This is a genomic window from Gluconobacter potus, from assembly GCF_015244705.1.
In the GTDB taxonomy this organism is placed as follows: domain Bacteria; phylum Pseudomonadota; class Alphaproteobacteria; order Acetobacterales; family Acetobacteraceae; genus Gluconobacter; species Gluconobacter potus.
This window is the reverse complement of the sequence record NZ_JABCQF010000001.1, coordinates 577,369-597,456: the sequence shown is the minus strand read 5'-3', so window position 1 is coordinate 597,456 and position 20,088 is coordinate 577,369. Positions and strand designations below refer to the sequence as shown.

Annotated in this window: 8 protein-coding genes; 2 read left to right on the top strand and 6 right to left on the bottom strand. The window is 57.6% G+C overall.

Annotation, left to right across the window (positions count from 1 at the left end; translation table 11 throughout):
- Positions 1–15: 15 nt before the first annotated feature.
- The 4 genes from HKD31_RS02565 to pdxR form a co-directional block, all read right to left on the bottom strand.
- Entirely contained in the window at positions 16–1,689 is a 1,674-nt protein-coding gene (locus tag HKD31_RS02565; RefSeq protein ID WP_194263717.1) for an amidohydrolase, read from the bottom strand.
- Between the two features lie 76 nt (positions 1,690–1,765).
- On the bottom strand, positions 1,766–4,075 hold the full coding sequence (locus tag HKD31_RS02560; protein WP_194263718.1) for a TonB-dependent receptor domain-containing protein: 2,310 nt from the start codon (positions 4,073–4,075) through the stop codon (positions 1,766–1,768).
- Between the two features lie 92 nt (positions 4,076–4,167).
- The gene (locus HKD31_RS02555) at positions 4,168–6,093 is read right to left on the bottom strand and encodes a S9 family peptidase (protein WP_194263719.1); all 1,926 of its coding nucleotides are present in this window, start codon (positions 6,091–6,093) and stop codon (positions 4,168–4,170) included.
- A gap of 252 nt (positions 6,094–6,345) precedes the next feature.
- Entirely contained in the window at positions 6,346–7,827 is a 1,482-nt protein-coding gene (gene pdxR, locus HKD31_RS02550; protein WP_194263720.1) for a MocR-like pyridoxine biosynthesis transcription factor PdxR, read from the bottom strand.
- 222 nt (positions 7,828–8,049) lie between these two features.
- Between pdxR and HKD31_RS02545 the strand changes: the two genes are divergently transcribed.
- Both HKD31_RS02545 and HKD31_RS02540 read left to right on the top strand, forming a co-directional pair.
- Positions 8,050–8,661 carry an FMN-binding negative transcriptional regulator gene (locus HKD31_RS02545; protein ID WP_194263721.1) on the top strand — a complete coding sequence of 204 codons (612 nt, stop codon included), beginning with the start codon at positions 8,050–8,052 and terminating at the stop codon, positions 8,659–8,661.
- 171 nt (positions 8,662–8,832) lie between these two features.
- On the top strand, positions 8,833–14,853 hold the full coding sequence (locus HKD31_RS02540) for a DUF4011 domain-containing protein (protein WP_194263722.1): 6,021 nt from the start codon (positions 8,833–8,835) through the stop codon (positions 14,851–14,853).
- Positions 14,854–14,886: 33 nt separating this feature from the next.
- On the opposite strand, the gene HKD31_RS02535 is transcribed toward HKD31_RS02540, so the two are convergent.
- Together HKD31_RS02535 and HKD31_RS02530 are read right to left on the bottom strand one after the other, a co-directional pair.
- Positions 14,887–16,941, bottom strand: a complete 2,055-nt coding sequence (locus HKD31_RS02535) for a TonB-dependent siderophore receptor (RefSeq protein ID WP_194263723.1) — start codon at positions 16,939–16,941, stop codon at positions 14,887–14,889.
- Positions 16,942–17,381: 440 nt separating this feature from the next.
- Complete coding sequence (locus tag HKD31_RS02530; protein ID WP_194263724.1) at positions 17,382–19,643, bottom strand: TonB-dependent siderophore receptor; 2,262 nt, start codon at positions 19,641–19,643, stop codon at positions 17,382–17,384.
- Positions 19,644–20,088: the final 445 nt, after the last annotated feature.

Here is a 20,088-nt window from a genome sequence, read left to right as displayed (position 1 = left end):
GAGCAGAGCGGGGTATTACGCCGTATAACGCGCTTTCCCGCCCACAATCGTGGACAGTGTGGACATGCTGTTAATCTGCTCGAATGGAATGGTAAAAATATTTTTGTCCAGAACAACAAAATCAGCCAGAAATCCTGGCAGGATCCGCCCCATCCTGTTCTCGGAAAAACCCGCATAAGCGGCTCCGGTCGTATATCCGCTCAGCGCCTGAAGCAAAGTCAGCTTCTGCTCTGGCATCCACCCACCGGGATTTTTTCCGTCCAGCGTCTGACGCAGGACAGCAGCCTGAATCCCTGTGAAAGGATCAAGAGGCGCCACAGGCCAGTCAGACCCGCAACAGAACCGCGCGCCCTGATCAACAATCGAACGATAGGCGAAAGTCCCCTTCAGACGCTCGGGACCAACACGCCGAACAGCCCAGCGACCGTCATCAATCGCATGATAGGGCTGGATCGAGGCGATGACATTTTCCTTTTTGAAGCGCCCGATATCCGCAAGCTGAAGGCTCTGGGCATGCTCCATGCGAAAGCGCCGGTCCCGTGGACCATTCCGGTCACTGACGGTCTGGAAAATATCGAGTACGTCATGCGTGGCCTGATCACCAATCGCATGAATCGCCACCTGAAAATTGTGCCGATCAGCAATCAAGGTCCATTCCAGCAGATCCCTGACCGGATGGACGCGTACACCGCGCGTGGAACGGTCATCATTGTAAGGCTGCTGGAACAGAGCACTCCGTGATCCCAAAGACCCGTCGGCCAGCGCCTTCAGACCACCCCATCTGACCCAGTCGTCCCCCCAGCCCTGTTCCTGCACCTGACGCAACAGGCGTTCCCAGTCCGGCAGGGGCACCATGGAATAAAAGCGCAGATTGGTCTCACCCTGCGCCCGCAGACGCATCAGGCTCTCATGGGTCCGCCAGTCAATTTCGGGACAATGGACCCTGGTGACGCCCTTGCTCAGCCCCAGCGCGATACCCCGTCGCATGGCATCGTCAATTTCGAGAGGCGAATAGGCCGGGATCACGGCTTCAACCAGTGTCTTGGCCGTGTCTTTCAACAGCCCGGTCGGTTCACCATTCCTGTCGCGAACAATGACACCCCCGGCAATATCCGGCGTATCCCGGTTGATCCCCGCAAGCCGCAGGGCAGCGGAATTCAGCAACAGCATGTGCAAATCATAGCGGGACACTGAAACCGGAACATCGCCCGTCACCTTGTCGAGCCAGCTCCTGTCCGGAAGCGCCCCACCCCACTGGTCCGCATCCCACCCGGTTCCCAGAACCCAGTGCCCTTTCGCAACAGTCCGCGCCCTGGCGGCGATCTGATCGACCATCATCTGCGGAGTTTTCGCCCCCCGCAGATCAACCTCCGTCAACGCCAGTGACGCCAGGGAAAAATGCGTATGGCAATCCATCAGACCGGGCATGACAAACGCACCCTGCAGATCCACCACCCGTGTGCGCTTCGAAATCCGGGCTTTGACTGCCTCCGCGCCCACACACGAAACATGCTCTCCCGTGACACCAATCGCACTCATCGAGGGGGCAGCAGAATAGCCATCCCAGAGCATTGCGTTGATATAGGCCGTCTCGACACCTTCGCGCGAAGATGCCGCGATCGCAGGGAAACCCAGCACCGGAAGCGCACAGCCAACACCGGCACTCAGAAAGTCACGTCTCTTGAGCATGCGCCCTTTTCCTCCCGGGAGGGCCGCACCGTGCCCTCGAAGTCTGATATTTCAGGTTTTGTGAGTGTTTCAGATCTTAGAGATGCCAGTTCAGAGTAAAACCGACCAAACGTGGCGGAAGCAGGTAATACTGGTTCACAAGAGCGCTCCCGTTATCGTACCCCATGGTAATCCCATGGGAATTCCCCACGTTATTGACGTACAGACTGACACCGAACTGCCCCTGCTGGGTGTGGAAAGTTCCGGAAACGCGCAGATCAACCGTATTGTAATTTCCGGTCATCAGACTGTTCCCCAGCAACCCGGGCGCAGAGCCACGGTAGTGATGAATGACCGCAAATGTAGGCTCCATTGCAACATTCGGCACAGTATAACTCATGATCTCGCTGAACTGCCATTTCGGGCTGGACGCCAGTTGCGAACCTCCTGCAATGACACCACTGGATGTCGTAATCGACTGGTTTGTGTGGGCATCGTCATAAGTACCGTTGACCTTCAGGGTCAGACCGTCGATCGGGGTAATCCATGTAGCACTGAGTTCCGCCCCCCTGCTGACGGCCGACCCCACATTCGCACCATAAGTCAGACCATCCCCACGCAGAAGCCGGGCCTGCATGTTGCTCCAGTCGATCCAGTAGAGGGTGGGCTCCAGCAGCAGGTGATGATGAAACAGATTCAGACGTGCCCCGACTTCATAGTTCATGAGACTGTCGGATTTTGTTCCCATCGGCGTCGGATAGGCCGCATTGTAAATAACGGAGTTGGGGGTTCCGAACCGGTATCCTTCCGAGAACAGGAAATAGAACATCATGGCCTTGTTGGGCTCATATCGGAGTGCGACTTTTGGCAATGCACTGGTCTGGGACGTCGAGGACGCGGCACGATGAAGCGATGTGCCATAATCGGCATAGGCAATATAGCCTGGTGTTTCGGTCGAAGCCGTTTCAGCCGCATTGAACACGCGTGCCCCGCCCGTCAGCGTCAGACCTTTCAGCAGTGTGTAGGAAAACTCCCCGAAAATCGATTTTTCGGTTCCATCATAATTGGCCGTTCCCCAATACCAGCTATCAGATCCCTGCGTCAGGGAAGAAGCAACCGATGATCCGTACAGACCACTGAGATAGGAACTGACTCCCGCAGTCGAAACATTGTCTTCAATCCGCTTCCATGTCTCGTAATAGGCCGCGCCCAGCAACCAGCTGAAACGACTGTGTCCCCGCGATGCAAGCCGTACTTCGTAATACATGGATTTACTATCGCCCGTTTCATTGAGCGTCGTGTTGCCTCCCCCCATGGATGTTCCGTAATAGGGTGTATAATCCGTCGTCGCATTCTTGCCCTTGCGCAGGAAGGCGCCCATCGCGCTCAACGTGGCAAAAGAAAAATCATGATCGTATCTCAACTCGTGCATCTGGATCTGGGTCCGCAGTGGCTCCTCGATCTGACGAGACTTCTGATAGTCAGGCATGGCTATCAGTGAATACGGATCATCCGAAATATCGGAACTCTGTGCCAGATATGTATAGGCCAGCTTGTCCACATCCGTAGGTGTCCACACCACGCTGACACGGGCATTGCGCGTATAGCTGGTGTTCGTATTCGTGCCGATACCCCGATTGGTAATGTATCCCGGGTCCTGCCGGTAATCCAGCACACCACGCACGGCCAGTTTCCCCTTGATGATGGGAATATTGAACATGCCTTTTTCAGCATAGCCCACTTCATGCCCCGGCATCCCGACGATCGATGATTGCGCCGCCGCATCGATCTTGCTGGAATCAGCCTGATTGGGAATATAATCGATGGCCCCACCCAGGGTCGCCGAACCGAACAGCGTACTCTGTGGTCCCCGAAGCGCCTCGACACGAGCAACGTCGAACGTATCGATATCGGGCACAGCAATCGCAAAACCCGGCTCGGCAAGAGGAATATCATTCAGGAAATAGCCGGTTGTCCCCTGCCCCTGATCCAGACCGGCCGTCGTTGCAATACCGCGGAAGGTAATGGTCGAAAGACCGGGAAGGGACTGGTTGAAAGTCGCGCCCGGAACCTGTGAAATATAATCCGCGTAAGACTGCGCACCGATCTTCTGCAGGAACTGCCCCGAAAGAACCGTCACGGAGTTCGCAACGTCATGGGTGGACTGACGCCGGCGTTCCGCCGATACCGTAATCGTTTCAAGACCTCCCTGTACATCCGCGGGATCGGTTGCAGGCCGGTGAGGCACCGGAACCGTTGCTGGATGGCCGGACGCTTTGGACGGCGTTTTCGAACCATGCGCTACGGGCGGAAGATCCTGCGCCAGCACAGAGACCGGAGGCGCGAACACCGCCGTCATAAGAGCCAGACGCAGGGCGCTCATGCGCCCGGAACAGAGACTGGTCACCCGAACATTTCTAAGCTCATGTACACGCATTTCTGGGAACCCTGAACCTGAGTTGAAGACGTTTGACGATTTTTATTTCGAGTAACGAACAATCAGAGATAACGCTGCAGCCAGGAAAGAACCTGTTGCTGGACATCAATCTCGGTATCCATCCCGACACTGCCCCCGAACCAGTGAGGCGCAGCAGGATAGTGAACAAGGCGCACCGGCTTCCCCTGTTCATGCAGTGCAGCGTAGAACAGGCGGCTCTGGACAGGAGGAACACGGGCATCTGCATTGCCGTGCAGCAGAAGAACGGGAACATTGACCGCACTGGCAAAGGACAGGGGCGAATGAGCCGCATAATCCACCCGGTGCGTCAGCGGATCACCAAAATAAGGAGAAATGAAACTGAAACCGACATCCGTTGCCACGGCCATCGTTTCAAGATCCGAAATTCCGGCACCTGCAATAATAGCCCTGAAACGATCATTATGACCGGCCGCCCACATTCCCATGAAGCCGCCATAGCTCCATCCTCCCAGAGCCAGATGCCCGGGATCGGCGACCCCCTCATGCTCAAGCATGTCTACGCCTGCAAGGATGTCCTGATAATCCTGCCCACCCCAGTCTCCGCGGTTCGCCACGGTAAAGGCTGTATCCCCGCCTTCGGACCCCCGGGGGTTCGGCATGAAGACCGCAATGCCATGAGACGCCAGCATCCGGGCCCAGTTATGCCACGATCCCAGCCAGCCATCATACCAGGCTTCCAGCGGGCCGCCGTGAACCTGAACGAACAACGGAAGAGGCTTGCGAGGCGACACATGAGGCGGCAGGACAAGGATCCCCTGAAGATCCAGGCCGTCCCGTCCTTTCCAGCGAACCACCCGCTCTTCACCCAGATCCCAGTGAGCCACCTCCGGATTGGTATCCGTCAGAACATGCCCGTCAGCCCCATGATAGAGCCAGACCTCCCCCGGCTTCTGCCGGGTTGACGCCACGACCGCAATATTGCCGGCCCGGTCCTGTGAAAAGCTGAAGATTTCACCCTGCAGGGTCGCAAACGGCTCAACGCGGTCATCTGCCGTCGCGACATGCGCCAGAGACGTGTCCAGCCCCCGGAACCCCAGCACCGTCAGTCCCCTGCCATCCTGATCCCAGACTGCCCGCAGGATGGCGCCGCCCCAGTCGGCTCCTACAGGATGCCGTACACCACTCGCGAGATCATAACGCGCGACATGGCCGCCGATCCCGTTATCCGCGAAATAACCATACAGGAGTTGCTGGCCATCCGGAGAAAAGGACGGATGCACAGCCGTGGCCCGCCCCGGCAATGTCTGAAGATGCCCGCCATCCACGGCCATGACCGAGACGACGGAACGGTACCAGAAATAATCGAGCCCACCTTCCTGCCCCGTCCGAAGAACCAGACGCCGGTCATCAGGCGCCCAGTCCACATCGAAGATGGATGGCGCAGACACCGGAACTTCCCGCGCCGTCATATGCGCCAGATCCACGATGAACAGATGGGACGCACCACTGGCACCTTCCACCTGACTTCCATTCTCCTGCGGAACAGGCTTTTCCCTGGTAATAACCGCAATGAACCGCCCGTCAGGCGCCCAGCGATATGTAACCGGACTGCCCTTCATGCCTCCCACAGGGATTGCAGTCGCATTCCAGGGCCTTGCGAGAACCAGCTCCGCTTCTCCGGATGCCTTTGCCTTCCGCAACAGGGCCAGGCTCTTCCCGTCCGGAGACCAGCGGGCTTCATGATCGCCAGCCAGGCTTCCGGGCAGCTTCATGGCAGGACGATGCCCGTCGGTCGCCACCTCCCACAGAACCGGAGGGGTTGGCCCCTCTTTCCTTGCGGGATCGACACGCATGTAAACAACCATGCTGCCATCCGGCGAAATCTCGGCATCCGTTACACTACGCAGCGACGCGATGTCCCGGGGCGTGATTTCTTGGGGTGTAATCCCTCCGGACGTCACCTCCCCGCCCGTTCCGGCCTTGCCAAAGGCGGAAGGAAACGTCATGGCAGTCACCAGCAATCCGCAGACACCGGCTCGGCTCAGAACGCGCTGCAGATTTCTCCGTGCAGAGACGGATGTCCTGTTCGACAGGCCGTTGGCAGTCGTCATAAGCAAGGCAAACCAGCTCCCGGGTTAATGCACCGACCCTGTCAGAATGACCCCGGTCATTGGTTTACCAGAACATCCAGTTTTTACTTTTCAAAGGGTCCATTGCGACATCGTGATGTTCTGCACGGGACCATCCGGTATTATTTTTCAGGAAATACCGCTGGCTTTGCCCATCCGGAGAAGAACCTGCCGCGCCTCGGCCTCCGTCATGCTCGCAAAACCCACACGCAGCCCCGTTACGGCCTTCCCCGCAGCAGCATAAGACTCCGAAGGCGCGAAGCGCAGGTTCATGGATGCCGCGTTCTCTTCCATCCGCTTGAGACAGGCCGGATCCACAAACCGTATCCAGAACGCCAGTCCCCCCTGAGGCTTTGCAAACGTGACATGATGACCGAATATCTCATGCAGCATCACAGCAAAGGTATCCCGCCGACGGGCATAGATCCGGCCGGCCTTGCGCGCGTGGCGACGCAGTTCGCCTTCCTGGATCAGTGTGGAAACCGCTGTCTCGGTAATGACATTCCCCATCCCGTCCAGCAACGAGACATGATGAGCCAGCGCCTCGATCATCGGCGCAGGCGCCACAACATAACCCAGCCGGAGAACAGGAAGAGCGAGCTTCGAGAGCGATCCCACATAAACGACATTTTCCGGCGCATAACTCGCCATCGGAAGCAGCGGCTGGGAATGGAAATGGAATTCGTGGTCGTAATCATCTTCAAGGATGGCGAACCGGTGATGCCGAGCCAGCTCAATCAGGCGCAGCCTGCGTTCCGGACGCAAAGACACCGTCGTCGGAAACTGATGATGAGGCGTCAGGAAAACGAGAGACACGCGTTCGCGTTCACAGAGCCGAGCCAGTGCGTCCACATCCGCGCCATCCTCATCCAGCCCGATACTGACCACCCGCGCGCCAATGGCACGGAAAACCATGACGGCCGGCTCATAGGTCAGATCCTCGACCACAACCGTATCGCCTGGCCGCAGAATGGTCAGCGCTGCCAGAAAGATCCCATGCTGGCTGCCGCGGGTCAGACAGACATTCTCAACACCGATCGAAAGCCCCCGCTCCGTCTTGAGCATTGCCGCGATGACTTCCCGCAGTTCCAGCGAACCACGCGGATCTCCATAAGACAGGGTATTGCTCCGCGACAGGCGTGTCATCGCGGTGCGGTAAGCACGCGCCAGAACATCCGGCGGAAACAGCCGTCCATCCGGAGACCCCTCATCAATCTTGTACGCATTCCTTTCCTTCGGAACGGCCAGTGGCCGCCCGGGAGGAGCCTTGAAGTCATAGAGCGGCGTATTGGCATCCGGAACCGGCCCCTCACCGGAGCCGACGTCCGGAGCCGGCGGACGCAGCCCCAGAGCATCAGAGACTTTCGTGCCGCTCGTCCCGGCACTCTCGATCCAGCCCTGGGCGATCAGTTCGTCATAGGCAAGCACGATCGTCTTGCGATTGACCGAAAGCAGTTGTGCCATTGCACGCGTACTCGGAAGAAACTCTCCGGAAACCAGCCGCCCGCGCTCAATATCATGCACGATCGCGTTGGCGATCTGGATATAGATCGGCAGCGGTGACTCATGATCGAGCCGAACATCCAGATGCATCCGCCATGGACGAAGCATATCCAGTCTCCTCCCTGATGGAACAACATCCGGAACAGTCCTATCATCGGCCAGTTTTCTTCCCAAGAGGGATTGAATGGTCCCGTATTAATATGAAAACTGGCTCTTGCATGACATTGTCGAAGCGACAAACCTGATATCGCGCCTGTCACCTCATGGTTTTCATGACCTGAGCCCGTGGCACAAGCCAGACAATTACAATGAATCAGACGGCTAGTATTGATGATCAATCCCGCTCTACAGCTTGTGCATGACTATCCACTGGCCGCGATCACAGGAGTTTCCGTTCATCCGGGCCAGCCGATCCACGTACCGCTGGTTGCGCAGACGGAAGGATGTCCGGAACGGATGGTCTCGCTCATTGGCCACATGGCAAAACGCAACATCTCTCCCCGGGCACTTCAGGAACCACAGGACGTCGGTGTCCTGTTCTGCGGACCCGACAGTTACATCACTCCCAACCTCCTGACGGATCGTTCCTGGATTCCGACCTGGAACTACGCCCGTCTCTTCGTTTCAGGCCGGATCACCTTCTCTCCTGAACTGACACAGCAAAGCCTGGAAATCCTCATCGCGGAAATGGAGCGCAACCAGCCCGTGCCCTGGAGCATGAAAGAAGCCGGTAGCCGGACCGAATGCATGAAAGAACACATCATCGGCTTCTCCATCGAAAACCTGACCCTTCACCCCACCTTCAAACTTGGACAGGACGAACAGGACCCCGTCTTCGCGCAGATCGTTCAGAAGCATGAGGACAGGGTCCTCGTGGAATGGATGAAAAGGATGCGGACAGGCGGCAGTGAACCGCGTCAGGATCAGGGCAGACCTGCCTGATCGCCTCACGGCAATGAATATCTGCCTGTTTTCCCGCCCTACCGGCACGGAACACACCAGGGCCCTTGAATTTTCACTCCCAATCCATGAGGATTCTTTGTAACGAAACATGGATGGTTTCTTCATGACCCGATTGACAGCAATGTCATCAAGCTCGTGAACATACCGGGCATGGAGGAATTTTCGGTGGACGCAGCACAGGACCCTATCGTTGACGACGCTGACACCGCGCCGCCTGTGAAAATGCCGCTCCTGCAGGTCGCCATGCAGGAAGCCGTCAACGCAAGCCTGTGGGAAAACAGCGTTCCCATCCTTGAGGAACTCGCTTTCGACAACCAGACCGATCACGATTATCCGGTCGTTGAAATTGCCATCAGCAGCGAACCCCCATTTCTCATGCCCCGGTCCTGGATGTTGCAGCAGGTCGGCGCCGGGGAGTTGCGTGTCCTGAGCGATCGCGATCTCACGCTCGACGGCCCCCTGCTCTCTGCCCAGACCGAAGCCTCGAAAGCCGTCGTCACCTTGGTCGCCCGCGCCGGGGAGCAGGAACTGGCGAGAACGACCCGCGATATCCGGATACTCGCCCGCAACGAATGGGGTGGCCTGTCCGGCATTCCCGATATTCTTGCCGCCTTCGTCCTGCCGAATGACCCGGCCATCGCCCGCATCCTGCGCAATGCCTCCGACATCATGCGCCAGGCCGGGCAGTCCCCCTCCCTTGAAGGCTACCAGGGAGACAAGACACGGGTCTGGGCGCAGGCACAGGCCATCTGGTGTGCGATCTGCAGCCTTGACATCACCTATATCAACCCGCCCGCGTCGTTCATCGAACACGGTCAGCGCATCCGCCTCCCAACGCAGGTTCTCGATGAACGTCTGGCCACCTGTCTCGACACCACCGTCCTGTTTGCCGCCTGTCTTGAAGCCATCGGTCTGAGACCATTGATCGTCCTGACACGAGGACACGCATTCGCCGGCCTGTGGCTTTCCCAGCAGGATGCAGGATCATCGGTCGTCCAGGATCTGCCGGGCATCCGCAATCGCCTGAAACTCGATGACCTGCGTGTCTTCGAGACAACGCTGGCAACCGCGGCCCGCAAGCCCGGCTTCACTGCCGCCTGCGAACACGGAGAGGCCAGACTTCGGGATATCAGCGACGATGACGAGGAAGAATTCCGTGAAGTCATCGATATCCACCGGGCGCGCCTGCGCCGCATCTTCCCCCTTTCCACGCCCCCAACGCCTTCGGACAGCAGTGAAGAGACCGCTACGCCGGAGACCTCCGAACTGCCGTTGTTCGAGGCTCCTCCCGTCCTGCGGGAAGATCGGGAAGAAGAACGCCTCCCGGATCGCCCGGCCGACCGCGTACAGCGCTGGTGCAACCGCCTGCTCGACATGTCGGCACGCAACCGCCTGCTGAATCTGCCCAGATCGGACCGCCAGCTGATCGAACTCGACTGCCCGGACCCGGCGGCCCTTGAAGACATGGTTGCCGAGATGCGGGCTGGCGGCACCGCCAGGCCGCTCCGTTTCGTCTCCGCACCCGGTCTCATGGACGACGACGATCCCCGCAACAGGGCGCTCCATCAGGGCCGCCACCATGAAGACGCTTCCCGCGCCTATGCGCGGGAAGCCCTCGCACGCCGCGAAATCGTCGTCCAGCGCAAGGAAGACAAACTCCAGACCGCACTGACCGAAATTTACCGTCACGCCCGAAGCGCCGAGCAGGAAGGCGGCACGAACGTCCTCTTCCTGACCATCGGCGCCGTGGCATGGACGCCCGAAAACAAGGCCAGACCCTATCTCGCGCCCCTGATCCTCGTTCCCGTCATCCTTGAGCGAGCCAGCATCAGATCGCCGTTTACCCTTCGCGCGCACGGCGATGAAACCCGGATCAACACGACGCTGCTCGAAATGCTGCGTGCGGAATACGATATCCGCATCCCTCTGCTCGAAGGAGACGCCCTCCCGGAAGACGATTCCGGGCTGGACGTCCCGAAAATCATCGAAGCGTTCCGTCTGCATCTCCGTCACATCCCGGGCTGGGAAATCCGCGAACATGTCAGTCTGACCACACTCAGCTTCGCGAAGTTCCTGATGTGGAAAGACCTGCTCGAACGACGGGACCAGCTTGCCACCAATGATGTCGCAAGCCGCCTCCTGAATGGCGTCAGGGACGCTGAAGAGAACGGTGCGTCCCGGTCCCCGGGTTTCGACGCGTCCAAGGACCTCGACGATGCCCTGGCAAAAGCCGATCTCGTATGCCCGATGGAGGCAGACTCCTCGCAGCTCAAGGCGGTGGCCCGCGCAGCCGCAGGTGAGAACTTCGTTCTGATCGGCCCTCCCGGTACCGGCAAGAGCCAGACCATCGGCAACATCATCGCCAACACCCTGGCACAGGGCCGCACCGTCCTGTTCGTAGCCGAAAAACGGACAGCTCTCGAAGTCGTCCGGGCCCGTCTGGCAAAACTGGGAATCGCGGAATTCTGTCTGGACCTGTTTTCACCCAAGGCCAGCAAGATGGCGGTCCTGCAACAGTTCCAGACCGCCCAGGCTGCTCTCGAAGACTTTCAGCCCGACGAATATACCCGCACGAAACAGACCCTCGACAGCCTTCGCACCGAACTCAACGCCTATGTCCGTGACCTTCATACGGTGCGACGCAACGGCTGGACACCCTATCGCGGGATCGGCGTTACCCTCCGTGCCCAGGAGGCTTCCATCGTCCGCATCCCCCTCGAATGGGCCAATGCGGACACCCATTCGAAAACCGATTACGACAGCCTCGTCCAGACTGCTGAAGACCTCGCCATACTTTACGCCCGGATCGGTGACGTGGTGGTCTCTCCCCGTCTGGCAGGCCTCGAACAGACGGACTGGTCCCCCCTCTGGGAAGCCAGACTGCTCGACGCGGTCAATGCGACACGCGCCGCCCTTGCGGCCCTGGGGGATGCCACACAGGAGGTCACGAAAGCTCTCGCCCTCAGACCGGACGACCAGTCGTTCCTGCGGCTCACGCAGATCGACGCCCTCTGCGCCCATCTGTTACAGACCCATGCCACAGCCTGGGCCTTCGGCGAAACCGCACAGGACATTCGGGACGCCGTGCTGGAAGAACAGAGTCCGATTGCCCGCTACCGCGCGCTGAGCGAGGATCTGTCCGCCCGGTGGAAGGACAGCATCCGGACGCTCCCGCTTCCCGACATCCTGTCTGAATGGCGCACGACGAAGGAAAAATGGCTGCTCACGCGCTCCATGGGCCACAAGGCGATCCGCAAACGGCTCGCCCCCCATGCCATCACCCTGCCCGAAGACTGCGAAAACGATCTCGCCGCGCTGGCCGAGCGTGAGGCCATCGTCGGGAAGCTGGAAAATGCGCCCCACAAGGCCAGCATTGGCCCGATGTGGTATGGTCTGGAAACCGATTTCGATCAGATCAACGCGGCCTTCGAATGGGGACAGCAGGCCAGAAGCCGCCTTGCCGGCTGTACGGCTGATACGGCCGAGCTTCTCTCGGCGAGGGCCCATCTCAGGACATTGCTGGCGGAAGGACAGGATCTTCTGGCGCCCGGCGGAACCGTTCATGCTGCCATAACCCGCTACAGAACCACATTCGCAGCGCTCGAAGCCGCCATGGCAACGCTGGGCACATGTAGCGCCAGCGACATCGGCACGCTGGCTGATCCCAGGGCCCCGAACTGGCCGGAACAGACAGATGAAAGACTGCACGGCTGGAAGGACGCCACGCGCGAACTGCGGGACTGGTGCTCCTGGCGACGTGCCTGCCATCACGCCGCACAACTCGGTCTGACCCCCCTGGTCAATGCGATCGAACACGGCATGGTCGCGCGCGACGACGTGCTGCCCGTTTTCGAAGCAAATTACGCACGCTGGTGGACCATGCACGCCGTCAGCGATTCTACCTTGCTGAGCGGTTTCGTGGCTGCAACCCACGAAGGACGCATTATCCGGTTCCGGGAACTCGACGAAAAACTCAAAACCCTCGCCACACGCCTGATCCGTGCCCGCCTCGCAGGACGCATCCCCGGAGAAGCCGCCCGTCAGCATGATCCTGAATACAAGGTCCTGACCCGCGAAATCGCCAAAAAATCCCGACACCTGCCCGTGCGCCAGCTGGCCGAAAAGATGCCCGGCGCATTGCGGACACTGACGCCATGCCTCATGATGAGCCCACTGTCGGTTGCGCAATACCTGCCAGCCGATGCCGCTCCTTTCGACCTCGTCATTTTTGACGAGGCTTCCCAGATCGCGACATGGGACGCGATCGGTGCGATCGGCCGGGGCAGACAGGTTATCGTCGTCGGTGACCCGAAACAGCTGCCACCCACGGATTTCTTCGCCTCCGGCAAGGCGTCCGACGACGCTGCCCCATCCGACGACATGACGGATCTTGATTCGATCCTCGACGAATGTCTCGGGGCTGGCGTTCCGGCCATCAGTCTGGAATGGCATTACCGCAGCCGTCATGAAAGCCTGATTGCCTTCTCCAATCAGGCCTATTACGGCGGCGATCTCGTCACCTTCCCCTCTCCCGTCACATCCGATCAGGCCGTTTCGTTCCGCTTCGTGCCGAAAGGCATTTACGAACCCGGCCGGAATGGATCACACACCAACCCCATGGAAGCCCGCATGGTGGTCGCCGAGGCCCTGCGGATCATGCGCGACGGACGTGACCGCTCGGTCGGCGTGGTCACTTTCAACGGTGAACAGCAGAAACTGATCATTGATCTTCTTGACGCGGAAGTCCGGAAAGACCCGTCCCTCGAAAGATTCACCGGCGAACAGGCCCCCGAACCCCTTCTCGTCAAGAACCTGGAAAACGTACAGGGTGAAGAGCGCGACGTGATGCTGTTCTCCCTCACCTACGGGCCAGACATCACGGGCAGGATTTCCATGAATTTCGGCCCTCTGAACCGCGATGGCGGCGAACGTCGCCTCAACGTGGCCATCACCCGCGCCCGTGAGCAGTTGATCGTGTTCGGCTCCCTCCGTGGAGACCAGATCGCGATCGAGCGGACACGCGCCACTGGTGTCCGCGACCTCCGCCGCTTCCTCCTGTTCGCAGAACGCGGCGCCACGGCGCTGGCCGGTGCCCATGAAGGATCCGTCGGCGGTTACGACAGCATCTTCGAAATCGAGGTCGCAGCCATGCTTCGGGCAAAGGGCTGGGACGTGACAACCCAGGTCGGCGTCTCCGGTTTCCGCGTGGATCTCGGTATCGTCGACCCCGATCTGACCAGTACCTTCCTCGCCGGCGTCGAATGTGACGGTGCAACCTATCACCGCAGTGCCACAGCCCGCGATCGCGACCGCCTGAGACAGGCCGTGCTCGAAAATCTCGGCTGGAACATCCTGCGCATCTGGTCCACGGACTGGTGGACCAACGCCCCCCGCGAAGTCGAGCGGATCGATCGTGCGCTGAACGTCTTTCTCGAAGACGCCCGTCAAAAACGCGCTGAACAGGCTGAACGCGACCTGGCTGTCGCCGAAGCCGCCCTGCCTCCCGAAACCCCTCTGGAAACAGACCAGCAGGACCGTTTCCCCGCCGGGGAGCCCTCTTCCCCCGAGGCCGCGGCATCAGAACTCTCGCCTGCCCCTGTGAGAACGGCTGAACCCCTGTATGCCAGAGCGCCAGACGCAGTCACCGCTCCCACAGACCATGATCCGGCCCTGACAGCCGACCCATCACGCTTCACCCAGGAAGATTATCTCCCGACCCTGACGCAGCTGATCGCCCGTGCGGTCGATAGGGCGGGGGTCCTGCGTGAAGATCTTCTCATCCAGACCATTTCACGAGAGCACGGTTTTGCCCGTGCAGGCCGTGAAATCCGCGAACGCATCCAGCGCGCCATCCCGACCGCACTGGGGCGCACCGAAGAAAATGTTGGCACATTCCTGTGGTCAATGCGGCTTCCGGTCGCCGCACGGCTCCCCCTCACGGCACTGACTTCCGAGAGGACCATTGATCCAGCCCTGGTCCCTCTCCCGGCCCTCGTGGACCTCGCCTGTCGCGCTATCGCCATCGACTGTCCCGACGAAGACGCGATCACCCGCATGCGTGATGCCTGCGGCATGAGCCGCATGGGCCAGACAACCCGCACCCGCTTCGCCGAAGCCCTGAGGGAAGCACGTCTCGTGAACGGCGGAAGCCCCGACAGACCTTCCGCATGACCACAGGCGATCCCATGCCGTACTGAAAATCGTTCAGAAAGAAAAACTGGCCGAGAAATTGGCTGTCGCACCAGACCCGACAAACAGCACCGTATCGGCATTGGACCAATACCGGGTATTGGTAACGTTATTGCCATTTGCCCGGAAAGTTACAGTCTGCCCCGATGGAAGCTGCAAACGGTAATTGGCACCAAGGCTGAGCGTTACATAATCCGGCACATAGGCACGCCCCAGACTGTCCGCGGAACGTCTGCCCACATAATAGACACCTGCATTCAGGCCCAGATCAGGCAGAAAATCCGGTCTGTATTCCGCAAAAGCAGACAGGGCATAATCCGGCACACCGATCACCGATTTCCCGTTCTGCGCGGCATTCCCGGTCTGCGCCTGCACGGCATGCGTCCATGTTCCTGAAACGGAAATGGAGAGTTCATGCGTGACACTCCCCTGTACGGACAATTCCACGCCCTTATGAATGGCCCGGCCGTTGACAACATAGACATTGTCCTGGTTGGCATAGGCAAGCCCACGATCAATATGGAAATAGGCCAGGGAAATCAGGGCCTCCTTGATCTTGTACCGCGCACCGAACTCATACTGGCTGCTCGTCACCGGCGACAGGATGGTCCCTGCGTTGACTGCGCTGTCAGGTGCGGTTCCGGCACTTTCCAGCCCCTGGATATAACTTCCATAAAGGCTGCTCTGCTTTGTGGGCCGAATAACCAGACTCCCGATCGGCGTCACTTTCTTGACGGTATAATCACTGTTGGTGTGCGGCGTATACGTCTCATAAGTTTCGTAACGCACGCCTCCGATCAGAGTAAAATATTTCAGGAATTCGGCCCGGTCCATCATGTAATAGCCGGTATCCGTATTGGTGCTTCCATAGGTTTCGGTAGACCCCGTCGCAGACAATGCGTCAAAATCCATATCGATGGGATTATAGATATTCTGCCTGAACGATTTATAATTTGTACGGTTCTGATCATCCTGAACCTGTGCATTCCGGTTATAGCCAAAAAGCAGTTCATGCCGGATGAAACCGGTTTTGACAGACCCGGACAGTTCGGTACGAACATTCAGATTGTAATAATCCTGGTCGCCCGCATAGGTCGTCGTGTTTGTGCCCCATCCTGTCGCCAGATCAACATTGGAAACATTGGAAATGGCACGCTGACGCCGCGTCCGCGCTATTCCGCCCTCGACCCGAAACGCCCAGTCTTTCCAGATCGCGTAATCCATGCGTCCGAGAACATTCGTCGCCCAGGCATTGTACGGCGCGTCCTTGGCAGCATACCGGTTATGAATGGACGGGATCCGGGGAAGCGTAATCTGCCCGTCAACAGCAGCGGGTACCGTAATACCGCCAGGTTCGTAAGTTTCTTCCTTGGAATTCTCAATATCCAGCTTGAAAGACAGTCGGTCGGTCGGGCGCCAGTCAAAAGCACCGCTCACAAGCCATCGATTGCCGGCAACACCATTAACAGTTGTGCCGACATTGCTGGCATAACCGTTGATCCGTGCGCCAAACTGCTTCCGTGCGCCAAACTCCCGCCCGAGATCAACGCCACCACCATAACTTCCCTGGCTGTCCCCCGTCAGGCTAACCACCGTAACCGGTCGGGAGCCGGCTCGTTTCGTCACGAAATTCGCAATGGCCGACGGCGTGGTAAAACCATAATACAGAGCGGAAACACCCTTGAGGACTTCAGCACGCTCCTTGTTTTCCAGCATGATCGGCGAAAGCGCGATAATCGGAAGCGTTCCATTGAGCCTGTAATTCGTGCGCGCCTGGATCTGGACACCTCTGGCCATGAAATTCGGGGCGGTAATCGGGCTCGTACTGGATGAAATAACCCCCGCAACATCACGCATCGCATCGGTAATGGTCTGGGCGCCCTGAGCATCCAGCAACGCACGGGTCAGGACCGTCACCGTCATGGGCGTGTCCATGATCGACTGGTTCCGGAAAGTACCGATCTGCACGACATCGGCATTGAATTTTCTGCTCGATCCTTTGACCTCAATGGATTCATCAAGCTGCCGTTCGGAAGCACCGGACACCGAAGGCTCACTCTTCGCCTGCACCTTGTCCTTCTTTTTATGCGCCTGATGTGAGTCGATCCTGTTTCTCTCCGAAACAGGGAGTTCTGCCGCCCGCACCTGCGAAACAGCAAATGCGCCGAAGACAATGCAAAGCGTAGTCCTCTGAAATTTCAGAAAAAAATCCTGGCGCACGGATGGGTGTGTCCCTTGAAGCTGATACAGTCGGGCACACATAGTGATAATAATAGTGATTCGCAATAAAGCATTTTAACACAATGTCACGCTCCGCATCCTTGGGAACTGACAATTGTGCCAATAGCGGCATCAACCCCTCAACACCACGGAAGCACGGCATCCGTGGTGCCGTGATCCTGACTGCAAACTCCACTGAAAAAATTCCGGACAGGAAACAGATTCCGGTTATGGTCCAGCAGACATATCCGGGGGAAAGCCCCAATCCTTCCCCAGACAAACCGATCCCCTCAGTATTTCATGGCCACCGAGAATTTTACAACCTGAGGCGCTCCTTCAGCCAGAAGATCTGCACCCGTCGATGCCCAGTAACGTTTTCCGGTAATATTGTCGGCATTCACCCGAAACGTCATCTCATGACCGCTCACCATACGATGGTATGACGTCCCCATGTTGAACAGGACATATCCCGGGATCCAGGCCTGATTCAGGGCATCGATCGCACGGCGGCCAATATAGACGAACCCACCATTGAAGCTCAGACCCGGAATGACACGATCCATCTTGTAGTTCAGCGAAACGGATGCCGTATATTTCGGCGTATTTTCAACCCACCGCCCAACGACAGTAGGCGTATAGACACCGCTGGCCGATATGCTGCTTGGCGCTCCCGATATCTGCTTCGCATTCAGCGCCTGCCCACTGGCATAAATGGACAGGTCATCCGTCAGGTCGCCGGTAAGGCTGAATTCAAAACCCCGATAGCGCAGACGCCCGTCCTCGACATACATGTTCGCGCCGTTGACATAGGTTGAAGCGCGATTGATGACAAAATACGCAACCTGAAAAAGAAGATTTTTAGTCGGCTGTATCTTGATACCTCCTTCTTCCTGCTGCGATTTCGCAGCCGGAAGCTGCTGCCCATAATTGACAGCCGTCGTCGGTGCACCCGGCGTTGATTCCAGCCCTTCGATATAAGTCCCATAAAGGCTCATCCATTTTATGGGCTTGATGATACCACCATAGGAATAGGTGATCGGCGTGGCATGGAACGTCCTGGCGCCATTGATCATTTCTTCCGTATAATCTGATTTACGGATCCCTCCCAGCAATTGCAGCCATTCACGGAACTTTATCCGGTCAAACGCATACAGGCCCTTGTCATTGATTCTGGTATTTGTGAACACGGAAGACTTGTAGGTGACTTCATCGATCGGATGAGGGTCCAGATAATCCTGGGTAAATGTCTGATTGACTGTCGAAGGGTTATATTGGTCACGCACATTGACCGACGCGCCGACCAGCAGTTCATGCACCAGAGGCCCCGTCCTGAACGTCCCGGCCACCTCAGCACGGGCGTTCCGGTTGACAGCCTCGTAATTCTGCTGATTTCCCACCGTCAGCACATTTTCTCCCACAACACCGGCCGCAGGATTTGTATTGATATTATTCGGGTCGAGATAATTGAAATGCCGGTCACGCCACAGCCAGGACTGCCCCCCACTCAGGGAGAAATTCCAGGCTTTCGTTATCTTCCAGTCCACCGTCCCCAGAAGATTGGTTTCCTGCGCCCTGTTCAGAGCCCAGTCCGGACCAAAATTGGTCCGCGGATCGATCAGAGGCGGCAGAGTAACCGACGGATAAGGGTCCGCCACCGTCGAGGTCGGCTTTTTCACGAAGCGGAAAATGCCCGGTTCATTTATCTCCTTGTAGATGTGCTCGATATCCAGCCGCATGGTCAGATTTTTGGTTGGCTTCAGATCAAATGCACCGGAAGTCAGGTAACGGCTTCCGAACGTATTATCGATACCAGAATCAACATCTGCATATAATCCATTGATCCGCGCGCCAAACATACCCCATGTCTGCCCGTAATCAATATGACCGCCACGGCCACCATTACTGTCGCCAACCCCATCAACTTCGAGATAGCGCTTCTGGGTCGGCCGTTTCATCGTCAGGTTGATAATACCAGCCGGCGTCGTAAAACCATAATACAGTGCCGACGCGCCCTTTAATGCTTCAACACGATCCTTATCCTCAATGGGAATATCAATCAGGTTGATGATCGGCAGTATCCCGTCGAGACGGTAATTGCTCCTGTTGTCGACCGCAATTCCGCGAATGGCGAGGTTGCTGTAAACCGTTGGCGTGGTCTGCGACACGGTCACGCCTGCTGTATTCTGCAACACTTCCTGAAGGTTGCGGGCCTGCTGCGTTTCGATGACAGCACGCGAAATCACATTCACGGTCAAAGGCGTATCCAGCGCCTTGGCCCCCCGGAAGCTTCCTGCCTGAACGACATCGGTCCCGAAACGGTTTGCTCTCGTACCGGTAACCACAATGTTTTCCAAAACTGGCTCGGCACTGGCGGCGGTTCTGGCAGGCGGAGGCTTGACCTTGCTTGTCGGGACGGTTGCCTGGGTAACCACATGACCGTCATGGGCAGGCGGAATACTGGTCTGGCTCCAGGCCATATCAACATAGAAGAGAGACATGCCTCCCAGGCTGGTGCTGGCAAAAGTCCTGTAAGCCCTGCTTCTAAACAGCATCGTAGATGCCCTCTCCTTCAGACCACCGGTTCATGACCCAACCGCCCGTCGGTTACGCCCTACGTCAGTGCGATTCCGATATGATATGAATGAAATGTTTTTTGTAAAGCGAAAGTGCAATTTTAGCTTTGCATCAGGGGCGATTCTTCACCAGACAGGCCGACACTTCCTCATTCCAAAACGAAATCCCTTTTTGAGGGCATTCCCTTCGACCCACATATATTCAGTGAATTAAGTATTTATATTGAAATAAGCTAAAAATTATTATTAAGCCATAATAATTAAGGAGTTTATTTTACATACAAATATGTATTGTTTATATATTTAATGAAATTAATTGGATATATGAAGATCAATATACTATATTTCCATTACTCCAGAATCAGGAATAACCGTTTTTTCTGAAATATGATGCCCTCACAGGGAAGCAAGACCTGGGAGGGCC

Coding starts and splice junctions, on each gene's coding strand:
- HKD31_RS02565 (WP_194263717.1), bottom strand. CDS start 1,689: ATGCTCAAGAGACGTGACTTTCTGAGTGCCGGTGTTGGCTGTGCGCTT.
- HKD31_RS02545 (WP_194263721.1), top strand. CDS start 8,050: ATGATCAATCCCGCTCTACAGCTTGTGCATGACTATCCACTGGCCGCG.
- HKD31_RS02540 (WP_194263722.1), top strand. CDS start 8,833: ATGGAGGAATTTTCGGTGGACGCAGCACAGGACCCTATCGTTGACGAC.
- HKD31_RS02530 (WP_194263724.1), bottom strand. CDS start 19,643: ATGCTGTTTAGAAGCAGGGCTTACAGGACTTTTGCCAGCACCAGCCTG.
- HKD31_RS02555 (WP_194263719.1), bottom strand. CDS start 6,093: ATGACGTTTCCTTCCGCCTTTGGCAAGGCCGGAACGGGCGGGGAGGTG.
- pdxR (WP_194263720.1), bottom strand. CDS start 7,827: ATGCTTCGTCCATGGCGGATGCATCTGGATGTTCGGCTCGATCATGAG.